This window comes from Salinisphaera sp. (genome assembly GCF_002729955.1).
Lineage (GTDB): Bacteria > Pseudomonadota > Gammaproteobacteria > Nevskiales > Salinisphaeraceae > Salinisphaera.
On sequence record NZ_PBYA01000058.1, the window covers coordinates 1 to 25334 of the forward strand.

29 protein-coding genes are annotated in these 25334 nt (G+C 64.1%); 12 read left to right on the forward strand and 17 right to left on the reverse strand.

Annotated elements, in window-relative coordinates:
* The coding region (locus CMN27_RS16955; RefSeq protein ID WP_293628389.1) for a HAMP domain-containing sensor histidine kinase at positions 1-1181 on the reverse strand (1181 nt) is incomplete at its 3' end.
* Between the two features lie 95 nt (positions 1182-1276).
* Between CMN27_RS16955 and pmbA the strand changes: the two genes are divergently transcribed.
* Positions 1277-2650 carry a metalloprotease PmbA gene (pmbA, locus tag CMN27_RS16960; protein ID WP_293628391.1) on the forward strand — a complete coding sequence of 458 codons (1374 nt, stop codon included), beginning with the start codon at positions 1277-1279 and terminating at the stop codon, positions 2648-2650.
* Between the two features lie 527 nt (positions 2651-3177).
* On the opposite strand, the gene mgtE is transcribed toward pmbA, so the two are convergent.
* The 14 genes from mgtE to CMN27_RS17030 all read right to left on the reverse strand — a co-directional run bounded on the left by mgtE (position 3178) and on the right by CMN27_RS17030 (position 14911).
* Positions 3178-4542, reverse strand: a complete 1365-nt coding sequence (gene mgtE / locus CMN27_RS16965; RefSeq protein ID WP_293628393.1) for a magnesium transporter — start codon at positions 4540-4542, stop codon at positions 3178-3180.
* A 204-nt stretch (positions 4543-4746) separates the two neighbouring features.
* A complete protein-coding gene (ptsP, locus tag CMN27_RS16970; RefSeq protein WP_293628395.1) occupies positions 4747-6486 on the reverse strand; it encodes a phosphoenolpyruvate--protein phosphotransferase in 1740 nt (579 codons plus the stop codon).
* A 37-nt stretch (positions 6487-6523) separates the two neighbouring features.
* Entirely contained in the window at positions 6524-6793 is a 270-nt protein-coding gene (locus CMN27_RS16975; protein ID WP_293628397.1) for an HPr family phosphocarrier protein, read from the reverse strand.
* A gap of 42 nt (positions 6794-6835) precedes the next feature.
* Complete coding sequence (locus CMN27_RS16980) at positions 6836-7234, reverse strand: PTS fructose transporter subunit IIA (protein WP_293628399.1); 399 nt, start codon at positions 7232-7234, stop codon at positions 6836-6838.
* Positions 7235-7258: 24 nt separating this feature from the next.
* Positions 7259-8116 carry an RNase adapter RapZ gene (gene rapZ, locus CMN27_RS16985; protein ID WP_293628401.1) on the reverse strand — a complete coding sequence of 286 codons (858 nt, stop codon included), beginning with the start codon at positions 8114-8116 and terminating at the stop codon, positions 7259-7261.
* Between the two features lie 118 nt (positions 8117-8234).
* Positions 8235-9233 carry an HPr(Ser) kinase/phosphatase gene (gene hprK, locus CMN27_RS16990; RefSeq protein WP_293628403.1) on the reverse strand — a complete coding sequence of 333 codons (999 nt, stop codon included), beginning with the start codon at positions 9231-9233 and terminating at the stop codon, positions 8235-8237.
* 13 nt (positions 9234-9246) lie between these two features.
* A complete protein-coding gene (locus tag CMN27_RS16995) occupies positions 9247-9711 on the reverse strand; it encodes a PTS sugar transporter subunit IIA (RefSeq protein WP_293628405.1) in 465 nt (154 codons plus the stop codon).
* Positions 9712-9784: 73 nt separating this feature from the next.
* Positions 9785-10117 (reverse strand): ribosome-associated translation inhibitor RaiA, encoded by a 333-nt coding sequence (raiA, locus tag CMN27_RS17000; protein WP_293628407.1) that lies wholly within the window; start codon positions 10115-10117, stop codon positions 9785-9787.
* Between the two features lie 44 nt (positions 10118-10161).
* Complete coding sequence (locus CMN27_RS17005) at positions 10162-11616, reverse strand: RNA polymerase factor sigma-54 (RefSeq protein ID WP_293628409.1); 1455 nt, start codon at positions 11614-11616, stop codon at positions 10162-10164.
* Positions 11613-12365, reverse strand: coding sequence for an LPS export ABC transporter ATP-binding protein (gene lptB / locus CMN27_RS17010; protein WP_366515484.1), 753 nt, complete (start codon positions 12363-12365; stop codon positions 11613-11615). The genes CMN27_RS17005 and lptB overlap by 4 nt, the downstream gene beginning before the upstream one ends.
* Entirely contained in the window at positions 12362-12889 is a 528-nt protein-coding gene (lptA, locus tag CMN27_RS17015) for a lipopolysaccharide transport periplasmic protein LptA (RefSeq protein WP_293628411.1), read from the reverse strand. The genes lptB and lptA overlap by 4 nt, the downstream gene beginning before the upstream one ends.
* On the reverse strand, positions 12864-13415 hold the full coding sequence (gene lptC, locus CMN27_RS17020) for an LPS export ABC transporter periplasmic protein LptC (protein ID WP_293628413.1): 552 nt from the start codon (positions 13413-13415) through the stop codon (positions 12864-12866). Before lptC ends, lptA begins: the two co-directional genes overlap by 26 nt.
* Positions 13416-13427: 12 nt before the next feature.
* Complete coding sequence (locus tag CMN27_RS17025; RefSeq protein ID WP_293628415.1) at positions 13428-13937, reverse strand: HAD hydrolase family protein; 510 nt, start codon at positions 13935-13937, stop codon at positions 13428-13430.
* Positions 13934-14911, reverse strand: coding sequence for a KpsF/GutQ family sugar-phosphate isomerase (locus CMN27_RS17030; protein WP_293628417.1), 978 nt, complete (start codon positions 14909-14911; stop codon positions 13934-13936). Before CMN27_RS17030 ends, CMN27_RS17025 begins: the two co-directional genes overlap by 4 nt.
* Before the next feature lie 148 nt (positions 14912-15059).
* Here CMN27_RS17030 and CMN27_RS17035 point away from each other — a divergent pair, with 148 nt between their 5' ends.
* The 11 genes from CMN27_RS17035 to CMN27_RS17085 all read left to right on the forward strand — a co-directional run bounded on the left by CMN27_RS17035 (position 15060) and on the right by CMN27_RS17085 (position 24292).
* Positions 15060-15998 carry an ABC transporter ATP-binding protein gene (locus CMN27_RS17035; protein WP_293628419.1) on the forward strand — a complete coding sequence of 313 codons (939 nt, stop codon included), beginning with the start codon at positions 15060-15062 and terminating at the stop codon, positions 15996-15998.
* Entirely contained in the window at positions 15995-16750 is a 756-nt protein-coding gene (locus CMN27_RS17040) for an ABC transporter permease (RefSeq protein ID WP_293628421.1), read from the forward strand. The genes CMN27_RS17035 and CMN27_RS17040 overlap by 4 nt, the downstream gene beginning before the upstream one ends.
* Positions 16751-16851: 101 nt before the next feature.
* Positions 16852-17094 (forward strand): BolA/IbaG family iron-sulfur metabolism protein, encoded by a 243-nt coding sequence (locus CMN27_RS17045; protein WP_293628423.1) that lies wholly within the window; start codon positions 16852-16854, stop codon positions 17092-17094.
* Between the two features lie 28 nt (positions 17095-17122).
* On the forward strand, positions 17123-18415 hold the full coding sequence (murA, locus tag CMN27_RS17050) for a UDP-N-acetylglucosamine 1-carboxyvinyltransferase (protein ID WP_293628425.1): 1293 nt from the start codon (positions 17123-17125) through the stop codon (positions 18413-18415).
* Positions 18412-19056 carry an ATP phosphoribosyltransferase gene (gene hisG / locus CMN27_RS17055; RefSeq protein WP_293628427.1) on the forward strand — a complete coding sequence of 215 codons (645 nt, stop codon included), beginning with the start codon at positions 18412-18414 and terminating at the stop codon, positions 19054-19056. The genes murA and hisG overlap by 4 nt, the downstream gene beginning before the upstream one ends.
* The gene (gene hisD, locus CMN27_RS17060) at positions 19056-20357 is read left to right on the forward strand and encodes a histidinol dehydrogenase (protein WP_293628552.1); all 1302 of its coding nucleotides are present in this window, start codon (positions 19056-19058) and stop codon (positions 20355-20357) included. The genes hisG and hisD overlap by 1 nt, the downstream gene beginning before the upstream one ends.
* A gap of 130 nt (positions 20358-20487) precedes the next feature.
* Positions 20488-21087 (forward strand): ubiquinol-cytochrome c reductase iron-sulfur subunit, encoded by a 600-nt coding sequence (gene petA / locus CMN27_RS17065; RefSeq protein ID WP_293628429.1) that lies wholly within the window; start codon positions 20488-20490, stop codon positions 21085-21087.
* A gap of 1 nt (position 21088) precedes the next feature.
* Positions 21089-22324 carry a cytochrome bc complex cytochrome b subunit gene (locus tag CMN27_RS17070; RefSeq protein ID WP_293628431.1) on the forward strand — a complete coding sequence of 412 codons (1236 nt, stop codon included), beginning with the start codon at positions 21089-21091 and terminating at the stop codon, positions 22322-22324.
* Complete coding sequence (locus CMN27_RS17075) at positions 22321-23070, forward strand: cytochrome c1 (RefSeq protein WP_293628433.1); 750 nt, start codon at positions 22321-22323, stop codon at positions 23068-23070. The genes CMN27_RS17070 and CMN27_RS17075 overlap by 4 nt, the downstream gene beginning before the upstream one ends.
* Positions 23071-23095: 25 nt before the next feature.
* Positions 23096-23728 (forward strand): glutathione S-transferase N-terminal domain-containing protein, encoded by a 633-nt coding sequence (locus CMN27_RS17080; protein WP_293628435.1) that lies wholly within the window; start codon positions 23096-23098, stop codon positions 23726-23728.
* Between the two features lie 138 nt (positions 23729-23866).
* A complete protein-coding gene (locus CMN27_RS17085) occupies positions 23867-24292 on the forward strand; it encodes a ClpXP protease specificity-enhancing factor (RefSeq protein WP_366515486.1) in 426 nt (141 codons plus the stop codon).
* A 34-nt stretch (positions 24293-24326) separates the two neighbouring features.
* Here CMN27_RS17085 and CMN27_RS17090 read toward each other — a convergent pair whose 3' ends face one another.
* Both CMN27_RS17090 and CMN27_RS17095 read right to left on the reverse strand, forming a co-directional pair.
* Positions 24327-24926: a phosphoheptose isomerase gene (locus tag CMN27_RS17090; protein WP_293628439.1), complete on the reverse strand. Its 600-nt coding sequence runs from the start codon at positions 24924-24926 to the stop codon at positions 24327-24329.
* Complete coding sequence (locus tag CMN27_RS17095) at positions 24916-25275, reverse strand: YraN family protein (protein ID WP_293628441.1); 360 nt, start codon at positions 25273-25275, stop codon at positions 24916-24918. Before CMN27_RS17095 ends, CMN27_RS17090 begins: the two co-directional genes overlap by 11 nt.
* Between the last annotated feature and the right edge of the window lie 59 nt (positions 25276-25334).

The window sequence follows — 25334 nt, forward strand, 5'->3', positions numbered from 1 at the left end:
AGTAGATTGTCGACAATAAGCTGCATACGGTCCCGGTCGGCCGTGATTTCCATGGTTGCGCCCGGCGTGATCACCTCGAGCGTCTTGCCCTCGATCGTAAGCCGCTGACGGGCCACGATTGCCTCGAAGAGCGCGTTCAGGTCGAAGCGCTCGTACTCAAGTTTAGCGTGTTGCTGCTGCCAGGCTGCAAAGTCCAACAGATTGTCGATGAGTTTGGCCAACTCGATGCTGTTCTGCTGCAGTATTTCGGCCACGTCGGCCTGGGCCGCGTTGAGCTTGCCCACGGTGCCGTCGCGCAGCAGATCGGCGCCTTCGCGGATGCTGGCCAGCGGTGTCTTGAGCTCGTGCGACATATGGCGGATGAACTGCTGCTTTTCGTTTTCTAGGGTGGCCAGCCGGCGGCGCATCCAGTCCAGCCGCGCGCCCAGCGCATCGAGTTCGACGGTGGGCGCGAATACCTTGATTTCCTGTGAGAAATCGCCGTCGCCAAGACGGGTGACGGCCCCGGAAATCTGGCGCAGCGGGCGGGCGATCACCACCACGAAAAGCGCGGTGAGGGCCAGCGTGCCCGGAATGAGCGCGAACACGCACAGCAGCAGGAAAAAGCGGGCATCGGCGGCCGTGGCCTGTAGACGGGCCAGCTCGCGGTCGATGAACACATTGCCCTGCTGGGTTATGAGGTCGGTCTCACGCTGCATGTCGGTCAGTTCTTCGATCACGCCGCCTACGTCGGCCGGGCGGGCGCGCAGCCGCTCGGCGAGCGCCCGCGCCTGGCGGCGCAGGGTATCGAGGTTCCAGCCCGGCAGGGTGTCGAGCTCTAGCGCGCTGAGCGCGTCGAGCATGGCGTCGAATTCCTGGCTCTGGCGTTCGAAACGCTCCACCAGCTCGTCGCTTTGCAGTACGCCGTACTGGCGAGCGCTGCGTTCCATGCCCACCAGCAGCGAGCCCAGGCGCTTGCTGTAACGGGTCACTTCCACGCCTTGCAGTACCAGGCGTTCGCTCTGACCGGTCAGCCGGTCGACATAGGTCACGCCGAAGAGCACCGCCACGATCAGCGGCAGGGCGACCAGGCCGAAACTGCTCAGCAGCAGCCCGGTGATCGAACGGGGGCGAAATATCAGGCGGCGCCGACGGTGCTGCTTGCGCGGCGGCTCGGCGACGGCGGAAACGGGACGCGACATGGGTACAGCATAGCGTGAACGACGCCGACGTTGCGTCGGCAGGCCCTGCGGGGCTAACGTCTGGCGCTTGTTTTGCGTCCCGAGAGACCCCCTGCATGACCGGCATTTCTGCAGTCGATACGTCACCCGCTGAAAGCGAGAGCGGCCTGCCACAACTGGCCTGGCTGGAAGCACGCACGCGCGAGTTGCTTGCCGAAGCAGAGCGTCGCGGCGCCGATCAGGCCGAGGTATCGCTGTCGGCTTCGCGGGCGCTTTCGGTGACCGCCCGAGCGCGCCAGCGTGAATCGGTCGAGCACGAAGGCGATTGCGCGGCGAGCCTGACCGTTTACTGCGGCCAGCGTAGTGGCAGCGCTTCCACGACCGATCTGACCGGCGACGGGCTGTGCGCCGCCCTCGACCAGGCGCTGACCATCGCCCGCTTTACCGAAGCCGATACGTTTGCCGGACTCGCCGATGCCGAGCTCATGGCCGGCGAACAGCCCGATCTGTCGCTTTATCATCCCTGGTCGCTGGATGCCGAGCAGGCGCTGGAAATGGCGCTGGAACTCGAGGCCGCCGCGCTCGATTACGATGAACGTATCGCCCAGACCGAGGGCGCCACGGTCGCCAGTCGCGACGGTGTAAGCGTCTACGGCAACAGCCACGGCTTCGTCGGCGGCGAGCGCGCCAGCCGCCATGCGCTCAGTTGCCAGCCGCTGGCCCGCGGCGATGCCGGCATGCAGCGGGAGGTCGCCTTCTCGCAGGCGCGCCACGTTGATGATCTGCAGGCTGTCACGGACGTCGGACGCCTCGCCGCCGAGCGCGCGGTGTCAAGGCTTGGCGCCCGCACACCGCCGACCACCACGGCATCGGTGCTGTTCACGCCGCGCGTGGCACGGGGGCTGTGGGGACATCTCATCAGCGCGATCAGCGGCGGCGCGCTCTATCGCAATGCCAGTTTCCTCAAGGATCGGATCGATGAATCGATCGCGGTCGATGCGCTGACGCTGAGCCAGCATCCACACCGGCCGCGTGGGCTGGCCAGTGCGGCCTTCGATGGCGACGGCGTGGCCACCGCCGAGCGCACGCTGGTTGAGCGCGGCGTGCTGCGGGGCTATGTGCTCTCGGCTTATACCGCCCGCCGCCTGGGCCTGGCCTCGACCGGCAACGCCGGCGGCGTGTTCAACCTCGACGTGGCCCCCGGCACGGATGATTTCGACGCGCTCGTCGCCGGCATGGGGCGCGGGCTGGTGGTGACCGAACTCATGGGCCAGGGCGTCAACCTCGTCAACGGCGATTACTCGCGCGGCGCGGCCGGTTTCTGGGTCGAGAACGGCGAGATCGCCTATCCGGTCGAGAACGCCACGATCGCCGGCAATCTGGCCGAGATGTACCAGGGTATCGACGCCCTTGGCAGCGATGTCGATTTCGGCGCGGCCCTGCGTACGCCGTCGGTGTTGATCGGGTCGATGACGATCGCCGGGCAGTGATTCGGTCTCGTGTTCGTCTGACAGTCCGCAAATGAACGCGAAGACACGCAAATAAGGCGGTCGCTAGGGTTGGTTCGGGCTTCGCATCGTAAGCCGGCAGGCAAGCGCCGCCGAGCATCCGGGTCGAATCGCGTACAGGGGTGCCATTCTTTGCGGGATGACGCTTCGCTACGCCGGCCGACTGGCCGACTGGCCGACTGGATCAATTGCGGTCGAATTGTCCGCAAATGAACGCGATGTGGCTAGGCAGATAGATCAGGGGCAAGTGACCCCTGCTACACGCGCGGTCGTACATACCCAAGAACGGGTTGTACAAGGCGAGTTTGCTAGGTGTTTCTCATTTGCGCTTTTCGCGTTCATTTGCGGACTTTTTCCTTCTGGCCGAAGACCGCAAGCCAATACGCAATTGCCGGATTGGCGGCTTGAAGCACTCAGGTCGAATCTTCGACAGGCGCTGCGGTAATGACGCGATTACGCTGCGCTCATCCAACTCACGAGGCGCTCATTCGAGCGACGAGGCCGGCCCGTTAGCGCAGCAGAAACAGTGTGCCCAGGCCGAGGAAGGCGCCGAAGCCGATGACGTCGGTGATGGTGGTCAGCACCACCGAGCCCGCCAGCGCCGGGTCGATGCCCATCTTCTTCATGGCCAGCGGAATGGCTACGCCGGCGATGGCGGCGCCGATCTGATTGATAATCAGCGCCACGGCGATGATCACGCCCAGGGTGGGGTTGCCGAACCAGACCTGTGCGACCACGCCGACCACCGCGCCCCAGAGGATGCCGTTGATCACGGCCACCGCCAGTTCCTTGATTAACAGCGTCTTGGCGTTGCCGAAGCCGATCTGGCCGAGTGACAGGCCGCGAATCATGAGCGTGAGCGTCTGCGAGCCGCCGATACCGCCCATGCTGGCTACGATCGGCATGAGTACGGCCAATGCCACCACCTGCGACAGGGTGGCTTCGAACAGGCCGACCACCTGGGCCGCCAGAAACGCGGTGAGCAGGTTCGCGCCCAGCCAGGTGGCGCGTCGGCGCGCGCTACGCGCGATCGGTGCGAAGACGTCTTCTTCCTCGTCGAGGCCGGCCATGCTCATGATCGAATGCTCGGCCTCGTCGCGGATCACGTCCACCACGTCGTCGATGGTGATCCGGCCGACCAGCTTTTCGTTTTCGTCGACCACCGGCGCCGAGATCAGGTCGAGGTCCTGAAAGCGCTTGGCGACCTGGGCGGCGGACATATCGACCGGCAGGGCTTCGATATCGGTGTTCATCACCTCGGAGACGTCACGCTCGGGGTCGAGCGTGAGCAGCTTGGCCAGTGTGAGCATGCCCAGATAGCGGCCGTAGCGCGAAATCACGAACAGCGATTCGGTATCGTCGGGCAGGGTGCCGCGCTGCTGCAGATAGCGGCGTACGACATCCAGCGACACGTCCGGGCGGACGGTGATGGTGTCGTTGTTCATCAGGCCGCCGGCCGAATCCGAAGGATAGGACAGCACCGCTTCCAGGCGTTCGCGATTGTCTAGGTCCATCGTATGCAGGACTTCGCGGGTGACCTGCTCGGGCAGGTCCTCAATGAGATCCGCGAGGTCGTCGATCGGCATGCCTTCGGTGGCCGCCAGCAGCACATCGTCGTCGAGGGCGTCGATGAGTTCGGCGCGCACCTCGTCGTTGACGTGCAGCAGCGTTTCGCCGTGATCGTCTTCGGGAACGAGTCGCCAGACCAGCTCGCGCTTGGTGCGCGGGATCGATTCCAGCAGCAGCCCGATTTCCGCCGGGGAGAGCGAATGCAGCATCGGCTTGAGCCGACGCATGCGCCCGGATTCCAGCGCCTCGTTTAGATGCGCGAGCCGCGATTCCATCTGATTTTCAGTGGTCTTGGCGTCGCTCATCGCAGCGCATGCTCGAATCGTTGGGTGGTATTTCAAAATACCAGAAAAATATGGATTTTCCTGCGCTTTTTTTGATGCTAGCCCGTGGGCGGCGCCCCTGGGGCCTCGGGGTTGCCAGCGTGGCTGACCCGGTTCAGCTTAACCGGGCTCTGTTTAAAGGCGACGACGCCTGTGCGGCCGTGGCACGGCGTGTCAGCGTCTGGTTTACCCCACGAGCTGGCGGCTGAGCGTCTCCAGGGCTTCCCGATAGGCCTGGGAATCGGTCAGCGCCAGGATTTCACGGGTACGCGTTTTCAGCGCGTCGACGTCGGCGTTCATGATCGCGCGCTTGACCTCGAGCACGCTGGCCGGATGCATGGAGAATTCGGTGAGTCCGAGTCCGAGCAGCAGGGCGGTGTAGCGCTTGTCCGAGGCCATTTCGCCGCACATCGACACGCTGATGCCCGCCGCGTCCCCGGCTTCGATGGTCATGCGGATGAGCTGGAGCACGGCCGGGTGCAGCGGGTCGTAGAGGTAGTTGATCTCGTCGTCGATACGATCCATGGCCAGCGTGTACTGGATGAGATCGTTGGTACCCAGCGAGAAGAAATCGCAGTACTGGGCCAGCAGCGGCGCGGCCAGGGCCGCGGCCGGCACCTCGATCATCGCACCAACCTGCAGCTGGGCATCGAAGTCCAGGCCGTCGCGCCGGAGCTCGCTTTTGAGCTCGTCGATGAGGTGGTGGGTCTGACGCATTTCCTGAATGTTCGAGACCATGGGCAGCATGATGCGTAGATCGCCTTCCGCCGAGGCGCGCAGCAGCGCCCGCAGCTGGGTGCGAAACAGGTCGGTTTCCTTCAGGCACAGACGAATGGCGCGCAGGCCCAGCGCCGGATTGCTCGAGGTCTTGCCGGCGTTGCGACCCACCGTCTTGTCGGCGCCCAGATCGAGGGTTCGAATGGTGACCGGGCCGTCCACCGAGCGCAGCACGCGCCGGTAGGCGGCCAGCTGTTCCTCTTCGCCGGGCGTTTCGTCGCGGTTCATGTAGAGGAATTCGGTGCGATACAGGCCCACGCCTTCGGCACCCACTTCGGCGGCGTCGGCGCTGTCGTCGGGCAGTTCGACGTTGGCCAGCATGCGTACGCGCACGCCGTCGGTGGAGACCGCCGGCTCGTCGCGCAGCATGCCGAGCATGCGCCGGTAGCGTGCGTCGCGTTTCTGGCGATGGCGATAGAACTCGAGCGCGGCCTCGTCCGGGCCGGCGAGCACGTGCCCCGCTTCGCCATCGACCACGACGGTCTCGTCGTCGAGCAGCAGGCGCCGGGCGTTGTGCATGCCCACGATCGCGGGAATGCGCAGACTGCGCGCCAGAATGGCCGAGTGCGACAGCGGCCCGCCGTGTTCGGTGACAAAGGCGGCCACGCCTTGCTGGTGCAACAGGATGATATCGGCCGGGGTGAGCTCGTCGGCCACGATCACCGGCGGCGGTGCATCCGGGGCTTCCCGCGTTTCGATGGTGCGTTCCTGCTTGAGCAGAATCCGCTGGATACGGGCGGTTACATGGGCGACGTCGTCGCGCCGGGTGCGCAGATAGCTGTCGTCCATCTGGTCGAACACCGCGGTGAGGTGTTCGGCCTGCATCTTGAGCGCGGCTTCGGCGTTGCAGTGGTGCTCGCCAATCAACGCACAGACCGTATCGGTGAGGGCGCTGTCCTGCATCATCAGCAGATGCGTTTCGATAAACGCGCCGATTTCCGAAGGCGCGTTGGCCGGAATCTGTTCACGAATGTCGGCGAGCTGGTCGCGTGCATCTTCGAGCGCGCTTTGAAAACGCGCGATCTCGGCTTCGACGTGGTCCGGCGAGATCGAATATTCGGGGATATCCAGATCGGTACCGTGCACGCGATGCACTGCGCCGATGGCCACGCCCCGCGATACCCCGATGGCCGCCAGCCATAGGCTCATGTGTTGGCCCGGTTGTGTGGGCGTGGTTCGATCACGGCTACTGGCCTTCGCCGAAGCGATCGCGCACCAGTTCGTCGAGCGCGTCGAGCGCGGCTTCGGCGTCGTCGCCCTCGGCGGTGACTTCGATACGCGAGCCGCGGGCGGCCGCCAGCATCATCACGCCCATGATCGACTTGCCCGATACCTCGCGGCCGTCCTTGGAGACCCGGATGTCGGCGTCATACTGAGAGGCGACGGTAACGAACTTGCTGGCCGCGCGCGCATGCAGACCGAGCTTGTTGACGATGGCGAGTTCACGGGTGGGCATAACGAGGGTTGTCGTGTCGATTGAAAACGAATGGGTGAAGGATCAGCGCTCGGATTGAGACGGGCAGGCCATGACGCCGGCTCGCCCGGCCTCGATGGCCGAAGCGGCCAGGTCGTCGAGCGCGAGCTGCGGGTAATTGTAAACGCGCACCAGCATCGACAGGTTGATGCCGGCGACCACGCGCGCGCCGTACTGGCCCGCCGCGCGAGTGGCGATATTGCTGGGGGTGGAGCCGAAGGCGTCGGTGATGATCAGCACGCCGTCACCTTCGTCCAGGCGCTCGAGCGCGGCATGCGCGGCGTCGCTGCGTTCGTCCGGGTCGTCGTGGCGATGAACCTCGAGGACTTCGGTCGGCCGCGACAGTTCACCGATCATGCCGGTGACCGTATCCACGAAATGCGCGCCGAGCCGGCCGTGGGTGATCAGCAATACCCCGATCACGGGCGCGTCTCGGTTACGAAAAAGCTAGTGCAGTTCATTGTGTCTTACCAGCGTCTGGGCATAGGTTTCACGCAGGCGGCGAGCCAGCTGTTCGACGATATAGACCGAGCGATGCTTGCCGCCCGTGCAGCCGACCGCAATCGTGACATAGGCTCGGTTTTCGCGCGCGAAATCGGGTAGCCAGCGGCTCACGAAGCCGTGGATATCGTCGAGCATGGCGCGGGTCTGCGGCTGTGCTTCGAGGTGCTCGGCCACCGGTGCGTCCTGCCCGGTAAGCGCGCGCAGTTCGGGTACCCAGTGCGGGTTGAGCAGGCAGCGCACGTCGAAGACGAAGTCCACGGCCTGGGGCAGCCCGTACTTGAAGCCGAACGACTGCAGCAGAATCGACATCTCGCCGCTCGCACCGCCTTCGACCCGGTTGCGGATGATATCGCGCAGCTGGTGAATATTGGTATGGCTGGTATCGATCGAGACATCGGCGCTGTCGGCGATGGGGGCCAGCAGCTTGCGATCGGTATGCACCGCGTCGATCAGCGAGGTCTGCTCGTCGGTGAGCGGATGCTTGCGCCGCGTTTCCGAATAGCGGCGCAGGATCGTATCCGTATCCGCATGCAGATAGATGACCTCGATCTCGATGCCGCCCTCGCGCAACGACTGGATACGGTCGCGAAAGCCGGCGATTTCGCCGCGCCGCGAACGCGAGTCGATGCCCACGGCGAGGCGGTCGAAATCCAGCCCCTCGCTGTTGAGCGTATCCGCCGACACCCCGCTGAGCAGTCCCAGCGGCAGGTTGTCGATACAGTAATAGCCCAGGTCTTCGAGCATGTGCAGCGCGACCGACTTACCCGACCCCGCCAGACCGCTCACCACGATCAGTCGCATGACTCACCTTCAGGTTTGAATACGCTTGCTACGCCGTTGTGCCGTATTGTGGCCAACATCGTGTCCGGCTGCGAGGGTAGAGTGGGTTTGCGCCCCCCGGATGACCCCGGCGCGTCGCTCACGGCTCGTATGAGGCCGCACTCGCGGCCATCGCCAGGCTCTGGCGCGTGGCGAACTGTTCGTCGCTGTAGTGGCCCTGCATGCGCAGCAGGTGGTCGCGACAGGCGGCCTCGACCAGTACCGAGAGATTGTGCCCCACGGCCACGGGCAGGGTGATTTCGGGGATGTCGACATCCAGTATCCGGCGTTGGGTACGCGTTCCGGTCAGCCGGTCGGGCGCGTCCAGCGTGCCGGACGCCGGTCGCACGAGACGGATGATCAGCCCCAGCTGCTTGCGTCGCTTGATCGCGGCCTCGCCGAACATGGCGCGGATATTGAGAATGCCCAGGCCGCGCACTTCCAGAAAATCCTGCAGGACGGGCGGGCAGCCGCCGTTGAGATCATCCGGGCCGAGTAGAGCGAATTCCGGGGCATCGTCGGCCACCAGGCGATGGCCGCGGTTGATCAGCTCGAGGGCCAGTTCGCTTTTGCCCACGCCGGGGTCACCGGTGAGCAGCAGGCCGATCGACAGCACTTCGAGAAATACGCCGTGTACGGTGATCTGGCGGGCCAGGGCCTCGCCCAGAAAATGACGCAGCCGATAGGCGGCACGATGGCCACTGGCCGCGGTTTCGAATACGGCGACGCCGGCCTCGCGGAAGGCTTCGCGAAGTGCTTTGATGAGCGTGCAGCCGTCGGCGACCACGACCAGTTTCGTGGCCCCCGAGGTCACCCGCTCGAGCACGTGGTCGAGCTGGGCTTGTTCGATGGTGTCCAGGTAGGCGGTCTCGGGCTCGCCGATGACCTGAACCTGCGGCGGATGGATGAAGTTGAGATAGCCGACCATCGGTACACGACGGCCGTTGATGCGGGTCGCCCCCAGCGTTTGCTGGCCGCCGACCTCGTCCGGCCAGTGCAGGCCGAGCGAGGATTTCAGGCGTGCGTACACGGTTTCCACCGCGACCCGTCGGGCTGCGAGCGATTCGTCGTCGAACAGGTCGTCGCCGGGGCGTGCCACCGCAGAGGCCGGCTTATGCTTCGCTGGTATCGCGAGCGATGAGCGTCTTGTAGAGCTTTTCGTCATCGCTGGCATCGCGTAGTTCGGCCAGCGTCTGGTTTTCGGAGAACAGCTCCGCCAGGCGGCGCAGCAGCATGAGATGTTCTTCGGTGGATTTCTCCGGCACCAGCAGACCGAACACCAGATCCACCGGCTGTTCGTCGTTGGATTCGAAATTCACCGGCTGGGGCAGACGCATGAAGGCGCCAATGCAGTCATCGATGCCCTTCAGGCGCGCATGCGGAATCGCGACGCCGTCACCGATACCGGTGCTGCCGAGCTTTTCACGGGACACCAGACCGTTGAAGATTTCGCTGGCGGTGAGATAGGGCGTTCCCTGGGTCAGGAATTCGGCCAGTTGCTCGAGCGCGCGCTTTTTACTCTGCACGTCGTCGGCAAGACGTACGCGCTCGGGAGCGACGATATCGGCGATGTTCATAAACTTCCTTTAGGCAATACAAAATGCGTGCGGTCGTCCGGCCACTGGCAGGCGGCCAGTGGCCGGACCCGGCTCACCCGGCGTCCATGTTCAGATTGGCGTGCCGGGCCTGCCGGTTGTGGTGATCCTTTTCCTTTTCCTTGTGCTTGAGCGTCTGCCGGTCAAGCTTGTCGACCATGCCGTCGATGGCGGCATACATGTCGTCCTGGGTGCATTCGGCATGCAGGGTGGCACCGCGGACCTGCATGGTGACTTCGGCCTTGTGTCGAACCTTTTCGACTTCGAGTACGACTTCCGCATCGATGACGTCATCGAAATGGCGCTCTATACGATCCATCTTGGACGCCACGTAGTTATGCAGCGCTTCGGTCATGTCGATGTGATGCCCGGAGATGTTCAGGTTCATCAGGTACTCCTTGTCGGCTTGTGGAAAAGCGCGTGTGAAGCGGTTCAGCTGGCCTGTCGCCGGCGCTCATGCGAGGGCGCGATCGACAGGGCTTCGCGATACTTGGCCACCGTGCGACGGGCGACCTTGATACCGTTTCCCAGCAACAGCTCGGCGAGCTTGCTGTCGGAAAGCGGCTTGCCGGGGCGCTCGTCCGCGACCATGCGCTTGATCATGGCCTGGATCGCCGTTGCCGAGGCGCTGCCGCCATCCGTCGTCGAGACGTGGCTGGAAAAGAAATACTTGAGTTCGAAAATACCGCGCGGGGTCTGCATGTATTTGTTGGCCGTGGCGCGCGACACGGTGGATTCGTGGATATCGAGCTGTTCTGCCACATCCCGCAACACCAGCGGCTTCATGGCTTCTTCACCATATTCCAGAAAAGCGCGCTGTGCTTCAACAATCGTTTGTGCGACCTGCAGCAGCGTGTCGTTGCGGCTTTTGAGGCTGTTGAGAAAGAAGCGTGCCTCCTGCAGATGCGACTTGAGCGTGGTCTGATCGGCGCTCTTGTCGGCTCGCTTGATCAGCGCCAGATACTGGCTGTTGATGCGCAGGCGCGGGGCAATCTCGGCATTCAGTGACACCTGCCAACGCGAGGACTGACGGGTGACGAAGACCTCGGGCACCACGTAATTGGATTCGTGGTCGGAAAACGCCTCGCCCGGATGGGGCTGCAAGGTCTGGATGAGGGCGATCGCGCGTTCCAGCGCCTGCGTCTCGATCTCGAGCCGGCTGGCCAGCGCTTCGCGATCGCGCGATGCCAGGCATTCCAGCGGTTCTTCGTCGATGATACGCAGGGCGGTATGCCGGCCCGGCGTTGCCGCAGGCAGTTGGCGTAGCTGGATGCTCAGGCATTCGGCCAGGCTGCGCGCGGCAACGCCCGGCGGATCGAAGCGATGGATTTCGGCGAGCACCGCTTCGATCGCGGCCTCGTCGGTGTCGAAATCCCCGGCCAGGCGTGGTGCCAGCTCCTGCCAGTCGTCGAGCAGGCCGCGTTCGTTGATCGCATCGATGATGTGGTCGGCAATCGCCCGCTGGGTTTCGGTCAAGCGATGCATGTCCGCCTGCCAGCTCAGATGCGCATGCAGGTCGGGCGTGCTGGTGAGGTTGGCCTGGCGATAGTCCCAGTAGTCTTCGTCGTCGCTGGTCGGGGCGGGCGCCGGCGAGGCGCTGCCGGCGTAGATGTCGTTCCAGTCGGCATCGACGGGCAGGTTTTCGGGGATCTCGGCGCCGGCCTCGCTGGCACTGCGCTGGCTTTCTTCGCTTTCCGCGCGGTTGGCTTCGCGGCTGTCGATTTCGTCGTGACCGTCATCCGCCTCGAGCATGACGTTGGACTCCAGCGCTTCCTGGATCTCGGTCTTGAGATCCAGCGTGGACAACTGGAGCATGCGGATCGCCTGCTGCAGCGCAGGCGTCATCGTCAGGCTTTGCGACAGATTGAGGTTCAGCGACTGTTTCATAGTCGGAAATCCTCGCCGAGGTAGACCTCCCTTACCTTGCGGTCGGCCAGAATCGCTTCGCCCGGGCCGTCCGCAATCACGGCGCCGTCGCTGAGGATATAGGCGCGCTCGCAGATCGACAGCGTCTCGCGCACGTTGTGATCAGTGATCAGTACGCCGATACCACGGTTCTTGAGATGCGTGATGATGCTGCGGATATCGCCAATGGAAATCGGGTCGATGCCGGCAAAGGGTTCGTCGAGCAGCATGTACTGCGGCTGGGCCGCCAGCGCGCGTGCGATTTCCACCCGGCGGCGCTCGCCCCCGGACAGGTTCACGCCCTTGGAATCGGCGATATGGCCGATCGACAGCTCGTCGAGCAGCTGCGCGAGTTCGCGCTCGATATCGGCCTTCTTCAGGCCGGGGCGCACCTGCAGGATGGCGCGGATGTTGTCAGCCACCGAAAGCTTGCGAAAGACCGAGGCCTCCTGTGGCAGATAGCCGATGCCCAGCTTTGCCCGCGCATGCATGGGCAGGCCGATCAGGCTGCGCTCGCCGAGCATGATCTGGCCCGCGTCGGGGGTGACCAGACCCACGATCATGTAGAACGAGGTGGTCTTGCCCGCGCCGTTGGGCCCGAGCAGGCCGACCACTTCGCCCGGTGCCAGCGACAGGCTGACGTCCTCGACGACGGCACGACCCTTGTAGCGTTTGCTCAGGTTCTCGGCGACCAGCCGCTGGCCGTTCGCCGTGGCGGCGGCCGAACTCACGGCTGCTCGTCCTGCGCGGTCGGCTGAATGGTGATGCGTACGCGCTTGCTTTCGCCGCTGCCGCGCTCGGCCTGGGTGCGCTCGGTGTCCAGGTTGTGGCGGATGACCTGACCGTTGATCTCGTCACCGCCACGGCGGACCACCGCATCGCCACGCAGCACGATGGTGGAATCGTTGTTGGTGTATTCGATCTGGCCGGCGTTGCCGGTGACCACGTCGTTGCCTTCGCGGTCGGGCTGCTTGTCGAACCTGGCCGGGCTGCCGTGGAGCACGGCCTTGATGTTGCCGCGGTCGTTGATACGCGTGACCACCAGCCGGTGGCCGGTCAGCGTGAGCCCTCCGCGGGTGAGCACGACGTTGCCCGTGTAGGTGCTGGTGCCGCTTTGCTGGGACAGATCCGCGCTGTTGGATTCGATTCGAATCGGCAGCGGCTGCTGTGCGGGTGCAGCGCCTGTGGCCAGCACAAGCCCGAGTGCGACCAGCGCGACTGACAGACCCCTACGGCGTGTAAGTGACTTGTACATTTTCGAGCAGTCTCAGCTTGTCCGTTTTCAGGTTGACCTCCATGCCGTCGCCTTCGACCCGTTGGCCGGGTTCGGTGGCGGTCACATGGGCCTGCGTATCGATACGATCGGTGTCCGGGCGCACCCAGGCGTTGTCGGTGACGACTTCGACCACGTTGCCGTCGACCCGCGGATGCCGTCCCGTGACGCCGTCGTAAAGATAGATATCGCGTTCGCCCGCCGGTATGCGGCCGCGCTCGGCGCTTACGTCCCAGTAGGTCTTGGTGCCTGCAAGGTAGTGTACGTCAATATCCGTGAGCCGAGCCGAGTCGTCCGCGAAGTGCAGGCTCTGGGCAACGGTCATGCGATAGGCGAGCTTGCCGCTGTCGTCCATCTGGCGAACCACGGCATCGCTCATGTAGTAGTCGCTGTTGTCCGGCGTGGACAGACGCGGCGCATTGTTATCGGTTGCGCGTTCGTTGTTGAACACGCGCAGGCCCAGAAGCACGGCGGATACCACGAGCAGAATGGCGACAATGCGTAACATGGCAGGCGCGCGCTAGTGGGCGTTATGGGCGGCGATGATCAGCTCGCAGGCCTCGCGAACCGCGCCCTGGCCGCCGTCGAAGCGACTCACCCAGTGGGCTGTGTCGATGACTTCATCGACCGCGTCGGCCACGGCCATGGCCAGACGCGCCTGGCGCATGAGGCCGAGGTCGGGCAGGTCATCGCCCATGACCGCAGCCTGATCGGGGGTGAGTTCGAGTTCGGCGAGCAGGGCTTCGAAGTCCAGTTGCTTGTCGTGACTGTCGAGATAGATGTATTCCACGCCCAGCGCATGCAGGCGCGCCGCCACCGCCGGCGACGGGCGGCCGCTGATCGCCGCCACGGCCACGCCGGCCGCCTGCAGCCGCTGGATGCCCAGCCCGTCACGCACGCTCATGCTCTTGATCTCTTCGCCGTGGTCGTAGAGATAGAGCTTGCCGTCGGTCATCACGCCGTCGACGTCGAATACGGCCACACGAATATCGGCCGCGCGTTTCTGGATTTCGCTGAACTCGGGTTTCATATCACTCCGGCTCGCAGGAGGTCCTGCATGTTGAGCGCCCCTTGGGGACGGTTGTCGGCATCCACCACCAGCAGTCCGCCACCGCCGATGCGGTGTGTCTGCAGCAGTCGCACGGCTTCGGCGGCAAGCATGTCGGCGGTCACGGTTTTGGGTGAACGGGTCATGTGTTCGGCAATGCCGGCGTGTTTGATATCGATGTCGTGATCCAGTGTGCGACGCAGATCGCCATCGGTAAATACGCCGGCCAGGCGACCATCGCCGTCGACGACGCCGGTCATGCCCAGGCCCTTGGCGCTCATTTCCAGCAGCGCCTCGCGCAGTCGTGCATCCGCTGATACCAGCGGCAGCTCGTCGCCGGTGTGCATGATGTCGCCCACGGTCAGCAGCAGACGCCGGCCGAGCGCACCGCCCGGGTGGGAGCGGGCGAAATCCTCGGCGGTGAAGTGGCGCGCCTCAAGCAGGGCGATGGCCAGCGCGTCGCCCATCACCAGCGCGGCGGTGGTCGACGAGGTGGGCGCCAGTTCCAGCGGACAGGCTTCGAGTTCCACGGCGACATCCAGATGCACGTCGGCGCGTTGTGCCAGCGTGGACTGCGTATTGCCGGTCATCGCGATCAACGGTACGTCCAGACGCTTGATCAGCGGCAGAATGGTCAGAATCTCGCCCGTTTCGCCGGAATAGGACAGGGCGATGACCACGTCCTGGGCAGTGATCATGCCCAGATCGCCGTGGCTGGCCTCGCCCGGATGCACGAAGAAGGCCGGCGTGCCCGTGGAGGCGAGCGTGGCCGCGATCTTGCCGGCGATATGCCCGGACTTGCCCATGCCGGTGACCACCACGCGCCCCGGACAGGCGATGAGCGTTTCGGCCGCGGCCGCGAACTGGGTATCGACACGTGCCGCCAGTGCTGCCACGGCCGCGGCTTCGATATCGATCACGCGCCGGGCCGAGTTCATGATGTCCTGTGCGTTCATGGCTTTATTCTAGCGTAGCTGCGACAAGCCAACATGTTGTTCGTTCAGGCTTTCGGCGCGCGGGCCGGCAAGTCCCGGTCGTTGTCGTATGCAGGTTTGCATGGGGCCCGTATAATGCGCGCCCTTTTGCTCGACCCGTGCGGCTGCGATGACCGAACCCGCTATTTCCATACAGAACGTCGAAAAGCGCTACCCGAGCACGCATGCGCTCAAGGGCGTGTCCTTCGAGATTCGCCCGGGCGAATACTTCGGCCTGCTGGGCCCCAACGGGGCCGGAAAATCCACGCTGATCAGCATCATCGCCGGGCTTGCCCATGCCACATCCGGCAGCGTGTCCGTGCTCGGCCACGACGTGCGCCGCGATTTTCGCCGTTCCCGGCGCGCGCTCGGTGTGGTGCCCCAGGAGCTGGTCTACGACCCGTTCTTTCCGGTGCGCGAAATGCTGCGGATCCAGGCCGGCTATTTCGGCTGCGGCAAGGACTACTGGCCGTGGATCGACGAGCTGCTCGAACGCCTGGATCTGACCGACAAGGCCGATGTTTCGATGCGTGCGCTCTCCGGCGGGATGAAGCGGCGGGTGCTCATTGCCCAGGCGCTGGTCCACAAGCCGGAGGTGGTCATTCTCGATGAGCCGACCGCTGGCGTGGACGTGGAGCTGCGGCGCACGCTCTGGCATTTCACCCGCGAGCTCAACGAGGCCGGCCATACCATCGTGCTGACCACGCACTATCTGGAAGAGGCCGAAGAGCTCTGCGATCGCATCGCGATTCTCGACCGTGGACGCCTGTCGGTACTCGAGGACAAGCGCGCGCTGCTCGATCGTCATCCCTATCGTTTTCTGTCGCTGCAGCTGTCGGGGAACGGTGGCGCCTTGCCGGCCAGCGTCGAGCGACTCATCGAGGACCGTCACGGCGACACCCTCGATCTGAAGCTCGAGCAGGGCAAGGATTTCATCGCCGACGTAATGGAGCAGATCCGCGATGCGGGCTATCGCATTCAGGATGTGCGCACCCGTGAGCCCTCGCTGGAGAATATCTTCGTCGAGCTCACCGATCACTCCAACGACCGCGACGAGGATGCGGCATGAACTGGCAGGGCTGTTTCACGCTTTTTTCGAAGGAAGTCCGGCGTTTCTACAGCGTCATCCTGCAGACCGTCGGCGCGCCGGTGGTCACCGCGCTGCTATATATGGTGGTCTTCGGGCAGGTGCTTCAGGGCCAGGAGATTCAGGGCGTGCCGGCCTCGGCGTTTCTGGTGCCCGGTCTGATGATGATGAGCATCATCCAGAACTCCTTCGCCAATACCTCGTCGAGCCTGACCCAGTCCAAGATCAACGGCAATCTGGTGTTTTTGCTGATGACGCCGCTGTCGGCCTTCGAGATCTATCTGGCCTATATCGGCGCGTCGCTGGTGCGTGCATCGCTGGTGGCGGTGGTGCTGTATGTGGTCACCCAGCTGTTCGTGACGGTGCCGATCGCCAACCCGGTTCTGGTGTTTACGATGCTGGTCTTCGGCGGCGGTACGCTGGCGGTGATGGGCCTGATCGCGGGCATTCTGGCGAACAAGTTCGACCACCTGGCGGCGTTCCAGAATTTCTTCATCATGCCGCTTTCGTTTCTGTCGGGGGTGTTCTACTCCATCCACTCGCTGCCCGAGTTCTGGCAGAAGGCATCGCACTTCAATCCGTTTTTCTACATGATCGACGGGTTTCGACAGGGCTTTTTCGGCGTTGGCGACAGCAATCCGCTGCTCAGCGTGGTGGTGGCGGCGGCATTCTTCGCCTTCGTGTCGACGATTTGCGTCACCATGCTGGCCCGGGGCTACAAGATTCGTGGCTAGGGACTCTGCACAACCTGTCGCGGTCGCGCCGGGTGTCTCGGCGCTCGCGAACGGGTCGCTCGTGCTAGCATTTCGCGCCCGATTTCCAAAGACGCCGAATCATGTATAGCCCGGAAGCCGTACGCGAACTCATTCTTGCCGCCCTGCCGGACGCCGATGTCAAGATCGTGAGCGACGATGGCGTGCATTTCGCTGGTCGTATCATCAGCGAGGATTTCGAGGGCAAGCCGCCGGTCAAACGCCAGATGATGGTCTACGCCGCGCTGGGTGAGCTCATGGGCAACGAGATTCATGCGCTGACGATGAAAACCTGGACGCCCGACGAGTTCGCGTCCGTATCCTGATCATTCCGACTTTCTAGGATTTCGTGCGATGGATCTACTGCGCATCGAGGGTGGCCCGCCGTTGAACGGCGCCGTGCGTGCTTCCGGGGCGAAGAACGCCACGCTGCCGATCATGACCGCGGCGCTGCTCATCGACGAGCCGCTGCTGGTGGAGAACGTGCCGCATCTCGAAGATGTGACCACGACGAATGTGCTGCTCGCGCATATGGGCGTGTCGGTCACCATCGGCGACTACATGGTGGTCGAGGCCGATGCGTCGACGATTACCCGCTGTGTCGCGCCCTATGATCTGGTCAAGACCATGCGTGCCTCCATCCTCGTGCTCGGGCCGCTGCTGGCGCGCCACGGCGAGGCCGAGGTATCGCTGCCCGGCGGCTGCGCGATCGGTGCGCGCCCGGTGGATATCCATCTGCGCGGTCTGGAGGCCATGGGCGCCGAGATCCGGGTCGAGGCGGGCTATGTGAAAGCCCGGTGCAGCCGGCTCAAGGGCGCACGTATCGCCATGGACACGGTCACCGTGACCGGCACCGAGAATCTGATGATGGCGGCCACGCTGGCCGACGGCGTCACGATCCTGGAAAACGCGGCCCGCGAGCCGGAAGTCGTCGATCTGGCCAAATGCCTTATCGCCATGGGGGCGGAAATCGAAGGCGCGGGCACTTCCACGATCACCATCCGGGGCAAGGAAAAGCTCCATGGCGCACGCCATCGCGTGCTGCCCGATCGTATTGAAACCGGCACCTTTCTGGTGGCCGGGGCCGCCAGCCGCGGTCGCGTGAAAGTCACCCATACCGATCCGAGCCTGGTCGATGCGATCACCGACAAGCTGGCGGAGGCCGGTGCGCATGTCTCTACCGGCAACGACTGGATCGAGGTCGACATGCGTGGCAAGCAGGCCAGGGCCGTCAATCTGCGCACGGCGCCGTATCCGGGTTTTCCCACCGATATGCAGGCTCAGTTCTGCGTGCTCAACGCGCTGTCCAGCGGCGTGGGCACGGTGACCGAAACCGTGTTCGAAAACCGCTTCATGCACGTGTCGGAACTGCAGCGCATGGGCGCGCAGATCCGCCAGGAAGGCCATACCGTGATCGTGACCGGTATCGAGCGTCTGACCGGCGCGCCGGTGATGGCAACCGATCTGCGTGCCTCGGCCTCGCTGGTGATTGCCGGGCTGGTCGCCGACGGCTCCACCGACGTGCGCCGGATCTATCATATCGATCGCGGCTATGAATGCATCGAGGAGAAGATGGCCCAGCTCGGCGGTCATATCCAGCGACTGCCCGACCGGGCGCCCGTCACGGCCCGCGAGGTGGGAGCATGAGTCGTCAGGTTACCCTTGCCCTGTCGAAGGGACGCATTCTCGAGGCCACGCTGCCGCTGCTGGCCGCGGCCGGTATCGAGCCTGAAGTCGATCCGGACAAGTCACGCAAGCTGGTCTTTGAAACCAACCGGCCCGGCCTGCGTCTGCTGGTGATCCGCGCCTCGGACGTGCCCACGTTCGTGGCATACGGCGCGGCCGATATCGGTATTTCCGGCAAGGACGTGCTCATTGAACATGGCGGCGCCGACCTCTACGAGCCGCTGGATCTGGGCATTGCGCGCTGCAAGCTCATGACCGCCGGGCTGCCGGGCGCGATGGACGCGGCCGGGCATCGCCCGCTGCGGGTGGCGACCAAGTATGTCGAGACAACCCGCGCCTATTTTTCGCGGCTTGGCCGGCAGGTCGAGATCATCAAACTCTACGGTTCGATGGAACTGGCGCCGCTGGTGGGCCTGGCCGATGTGATCGTGGATCTGGTGGATACCGGCAATACGCTGCGCGCCAACGGGCTGGAGCCGTTCGAGGTAATCGAGGACATCAGCGCGCGACTGGTCGTCAACAAGGCCGCGCAGAAGATGAAGCATGCCGAGATCGGCGAGCTGATCGATCTGTTCGATCCGAATGCCGGAGGCCCGGCGTGATGCAGCGTCTGGATAGCGCGAGCGCGGATTTCGAAGCACGCTTCGAAGCGCTCATCGACAGCGATACGCCGGCCCAGGCCGAGATAGACAGTCGGGTGGCGGCGATCATTGCCGACGTGCGCGAACGCGGCGACGAGGCGGTGGTGGCATACACTCGCGAGCTCGACCGGCATCCGGCGACCGATATGGCCGCGCTGGAAATCGCCCCGGCGCGCCTGAGTGCCGCACTCGAGGCGATGCCGGCACAGCCGCGGGCGGCACTGGAAACCGCGGCCGATCGCATTCGGCGCTATGCCGAGTCGCAGAAGATCGAGGCCCAGTCCTACGAGGATGAATACGGCAATCGACTCGGTCAGCTGGTGCGGCCGATCGAACGCGCCGGTGTTTATGCACCGGGCGGCAAGGCCGCCTATCCGTCGAGCGTTCTGATGAACGCGCTGCCGGCCCAAGTGGCCGGTGTGTCGCAGATCATCATGGTGTCGCCGGCGCCCGCCGGCGAGGTCAACGACTGGGTGCTGGCCGCGGCCGCGCTCGCTGGCGTGGATCGCTTCTTTACCATTGGCGGTGCCCAGGCCGTGGCGGCGCTGGCCTATGGCACGAACAGCGTGCCCTGTGTCGACAAGATCGTTGGCCCCGGCAATGCCTATGTGGCCGAAGCCAAGCGCCAGGTTTTCGGTCGGGTCGGTATCGAATCGGTGGCCGGGCCGTCCGAGGTGCTGATCGTTGCCGATGGCAGCGGCGACCCGGAATGGGCGGCGCTGGATCTGTTCGCCCAGGCTGAGCACGGCGAGGATTCGCGGGCACTGTTGATCAGCCCCGACACGGATTTTCTCGCTGCCGTCGAGGCCGCTGTCGAGCGCCTCATCGAAGAACAGCCCCGGCGCGACATCATCCGCGCCTCGCTGGCCAATCACGGCGCGTTGATTGCGGTCGCGGACATGGCCGAAGCCATGGCCCTGTCCAATCGGATTGCCCCCGAGCATCTGGAACTCGCCGTCGCCGACCCGGAGGCGCTGCTGGATTCCATCGCCCATGCCGGCGCGATCTTCATGGGGCATCGCACCCCCGAAGCCTTCGGCGACTACTGCGCCGGGCCCAATCACGTGCTGCCCACCGGCCGTACGGCACGGTTTTCCTCGGCGCTGGGCGTCTACGATTTCCAAAAGCGGCTGTCCATCATTCAGGCCAGCCCGCGCGGTGCAGCCGCACTCGCTCCGGTCGCTGCCGAGCTTGCCGTGGGCGAGGGGCTGTATGCCCATGCCGCCTCGGCACGCGTGCGCGCCGATGAAAGCGGCGGCTGAGTCAGCTTTGATTGCGACGCGCTGTGCTATACTTTTCAGACTCCATTGCGGCGTCCTGCCACGCCGCGGATCACGCACCCTTTAGAAAAATCGAACCGGCATTTCTGCCCTGCTCGAAGAGGTTTTACGCATGAGCAAAGAGGGGGTCGACGTCGGCAAACGCCGATTTTTGACCACCGCCACCGCAGCCGTCGGTGGCGTGGGCGCGGCCTTTGTGGCCACACCGTTCGTCAAGTCCTGGCTGCCGAGTGCGCGCGCCAGGGCGGCTGGCGCCCCGGTGGAGGTCAACATCGCCGCATTGGAAGAGGGCGCGCTCGTGAGCGTGACCTGGCGAGGTAAACCGGTCTGGGTCGTGCGCCGCACGCCCGAAATGCTGGAAACCCTGGACGAGATCGCGCCGGAGCTGGCCGATCCGGAATCCAAGGCCGATCAGCAGCCGGAATACTGTCGCAACAAGCACCGCTCGATCGAGCCGGCCGTGCTGGTGATGGTGGGCATCTGTACGCATCTGGGCTGTTCGCCCAAGTATCGTCCGGAGGCCGACGGCGGTCAGCTGTCCTACAGTGGCTTCTTCTGCCCGTGCCATGGTTCCAAGTTCGATATCGCGGGCCGGGTCTATTCAGGGGTGCCCGCGCCGCTGAATATGGTGGTGCCGCCGCATCGCTATGAGGGCGACAGCCTTATAGTGGTGGGTGAGGATCCGAACCAGGGCGGCGAGGAGGCTGCGTAAGATGGCAAGCAAGTTCATGAACTGGGTCGATGCCCGGTTCCCGGCGACCCAGCTGTGGAACGAACACATCGGCCAGTATTACGCCCCGAAGAACTTCAACGTCTGGTACTACTTCGGCTCCCTGGCCATGCTGGTGCTGGCCAACCAGCTGCTCACCGGTATCTGGCTGGCGATGTTCTACAAGCCGTCGGCCGCCGAAGCCTTTGGCTCGGTCGCCTACATCATGCGCGACGTGGAGTGGGGCTGGCTGATCCGCTACATGCATTCCACGGGTGCATCGTTCTTCTTCATCGTTGTCTATCTGCACATGTTTCGTGCCCTGCTGTACGGCTCGTACCGCAAGCCGCGCGAACTGCTGTGGATCTTCGGCTGCCTGATCTTCCTTGCCCTCATGGCCGAGGCCTTCATGGGCTATGTGCTGCCCTGGGGCAACATGTCCTACTGGGGCGCGCAGGTGATCATCTCGCTGTTCTCGGCCATCCCCGTGGTGGGTGAACAGCTCACCACCTGGATTCGCGGCGACTTCGTGATCGGCGACGCCACGCTCAACCGCTTCTTCGCCCTGCACGTCGTGGCACTGCCGTTCGTGCTGGTCGGTCTGGTGATCGCCCACATCATGGCGCTGCATCACGTGGGGTCGAACAACCCCGACGGTATCGAGATCAAGGCCAACAAGAACGCTGACGGCCATCCGGCCGACGGTATTCCCTTCCATCCGTACTACACGGTGAAGGATCTGTTCGGCGTGGGCGTTTTCCTGATCCTGTTCTGCGGCGTAATCTTCTTCGCGCCGGAATTCGGCGGGTTCTTCCTCGAGCCGCCGAACTTCACGGAAGCGAACCCGTCGGTAACGCCCGAGCATATCGCGCCGGTGTGGTACTTCACGCCGTTCTACGCGATCCTGCGTGCCATCAACTTCGAAGTGTTGGGCGTGCCGGCCAAGCTGCTGGGCGTGATCGCGATGTTTGGCGCGGTGCTCATCCTGTTCGTGCTGCCCTGGCTGGATCGAAGCAAGGTCAAGTCGATTCGCTACAAGGGGCCGATCTTCAAGGGCATGCTGGCAATCTTCGTGGTGGCCTTCATCACCCTTGGCTATATCGGCACACAGGCACCGAGCCCGTTGCTGACTACCATTGCGCAGATTTGTACTGCGGTCTATTTCGCCTTCTTCCTGTTGATGCCGTTCTATAGCGCGATCGACAGGACCAAGCCGGTTCCGGAAAGGGTAACGGGATGATGCGTCGGTTCCTCATTGCGCTGTTTCTGATGATGCCGCTGGCCGCATGGGCGGCCGGTGGTGAGTCCGTGCCGTTTCATCATGACACCAATCTTGGCAACCAGGCTTCGCTGCAGCGTGGCGCCAAGATGTTCATGAACTACTGCTCCGGCTGTCACTCGCTGCAATACATGCGCTATCAGCGTATCGCGGACGATCTGGAGATTCCCGAGGACGTCATGGAGAACAATCTCATGATGACCCGCGGCAAGATCCACGACACCATCCAGGGCACGATGGACGCCGAAAGCGCTGCCGAGTGGTTCGGCAAGGCGCCGCCGGATCTGTCGTTGACCGCGCGCGAGCGCGGCGCAGACTGGGTTTACAGCTTCCTGCTGAGCTTCTATCGCGACGATTCGCGTCCGACCGGCGTAAATAACGTCGTGATGAGCAATACGGCCATGCCCGCGGTGCTCGCGCCGCTGCAGGGCTATCAGGCGCTCAAGCACAGCGAGGGCGAAGGTGAAGGCGAAGGCTCGCACGGTGCCGGCCACGGAGCGCCCGAGTTCGAGCTTATCCAGGAAGGGCAGCTCAACCCGGCCGAGTACAAGAAGGCCGTGGGCGATCTGACCAACTTCCTCGTCTACGTTGGTGAGCCGGCCAAGCTTGTGCGGTATTCGCTGGGCTTCAAGGTCATCGTGTTCCTGCTGCTGTTCACGGCCCTGGCCTATATGCTCAAGCGGGAATTCTGGCGCGATGTGCATTAAACCGCTTCGCGTCCAGCGCTGATTCATGGCCAGTCGTAGCGCCACGATCACGCTCTATTCGCGCCCGGGCTGTGTGCACAGCCACCGGGTGCGGCTGATCATGGCTGAAAAGGGCGTGGCCAGTTACAAGGTGGTCGAGCTTCGAGAAGACGAGGAAAGCGAGGATCTTCTCGAGCTCAATCCCTACAACACGGTTCCGACACTGGTCGATCGTGATCTGGTGGTCTACGACCCGCGCATCATTCTCGAGTATATCGACGAGCGTTATCCGCACCCGCCGTTGATGCCGGTGGACCCGGTACTGCGAGCCCAGTACCGGCTGGCGATTTTCCGCATGGAAGCAGATCTTTACGAGCTGTGCGAAGATCTCGATGGCACCCCGGCGGTGGCGCGCAAGGCGCGCGAGCGCATGACTGAGCTGCTGACCACGCTGGCCGCGGATTTTTCGCCGCGCGAATATATCGGCGAAGAGTTCTCCCTGGTCGATTGCACGCTCGCGCCGATCCTCTGGCGGCTCGAACACTACGGCGTCAAACTGCCGCCGCGTCATGCGAAAACGCTTGCGAGCTATGCACAGCGCCTGTTCGCCCGGCCCGCCTTTGCCGAGAGTCTGTCGGCGGTCGAGGCCGAAATGGGTGAGCTGCCGCCCAAGCGCTGAACGAACGCCGGCGCGGCGCATGCTCACTCGCCGCGCTCGCCCCGTATTCCCACGTCTTGTTTATATGCGCGATCTGCCCCACCTTGGTAGGCAGACAATTCGCTCTGATACTGATTTGAGGTTGTGCCCATGGCCGAACTGACGTCCCGCCGGCCGTACCTGATTCGAGCCCTGTACGACTGGGTGCTCGACAACGATCTGACCCCGCATCTGCTGGTTGCGGCCGACGCCGACGGCGTCGACGTGCCACGCCAGTTCGTCACCGAAGACGGCAAGATCACGGTCAACATAAGCCCCGGCGCGGTACGCGGTCTGGCGCTCGAGAACGAGCTGATCACTTTCTCGGCGCGTTTCTCGGGCCAGAGCTACAACGTGAGCCTGCCGCCCGGCGCCGTGCTGGCGCTGTATGCGCGCGAAAACGGCGAGGGCATGCTTTTCGGCGACGTGGAAACTACGCCCACGCCCCCCGACGGTGGCCCGGGCGGCGGCACGGACGACGCCGATATGGATGACGAGGCCGGCGACACCAAGAGCAAGCACCCGCACCTCAAGGTGGTGAAGTAGGGCAGGCCGCCGCGGGCCCTGCCCGCGCAGGCGCCTAGTCGAGCAGATGATCCTCGATCAGGCGGCACAGGCAGTGGATGAACAGCAGGTGCATCTCCTGGATCCGGGCCGTGCTGGCCGAGGCTGCTCTTAACTCGACGTCCTTATCGTCGAGCAGCCCCGCCATATGGCCCCCGTCCTTGCCGGTGAGCGCGAGCACCCGCATGCCCTGGGCGTGCGCGGTATCGACGGCTTCGCAGACGTTGGCGGAATTGCCGCTGGTGCTGATCGCCAGTAGCACGTCCCCCGGCTGGCCCAGGGCTTCGATCTGACGCGCAAACAGACGCTCATAGGCATAGTCGTTGGCGATCGCGGTCAGCGTCGAGCTTTCGGTGGTCAGCGCGATGGCGGGCAGGGCGCGGCGCTCGCGTTCGAAACGGTTGATCAGCTCGGAGGAAAAATGCTGGGCGTCACCGGCCGAGCCGCCATTGCCACAGGACAGGATCTTGTGGCCTTCGTCCAGGCAGTTGATCAACAGGTCGGCCGCGGCAACGATCTGCCGATCGCTGCTGGCCAGGGTGGCCATATTGGCCTGCGCATTGTCGGCGAACAGCTGTCCAACCAGCTGCAGGCGAGTGTCGGCGTCATTCGGCATAGAAAGCGTTCTCTATCCAGTCGAGTTCGTTGTGGGCGTTCACGCCGACCACGTCGAAACGGATCGTGGCCTGCGCATAGCGCGGGTATTGCACCAGAAAATGCCGGGCCGCGCGCACGATACGCTGTTGCTTGGTTCGCGTGACCGTCGCAGCGGCGCTGCCGTAGTCGCTGCGCGCGCGATAGCGCACCTCCACGATCACCAGCGTGCCGCGGGCATCGTAGACCAGATCGAGTTCGCCGCCGCGAACGTTGTAATTGCGCTCGATACGCTTCCAGCCGCGTCTTCGTGCGGCCCGGTCGACGACATCCTCGGCGTCGTGCCCGGTTGCAAGCGTGGTCCGACGCATAGCGGGTCTAGCGCGCCATGCGGCCGTGCAGTACCAGGCGAGCGCCGCTGCACGCGCGC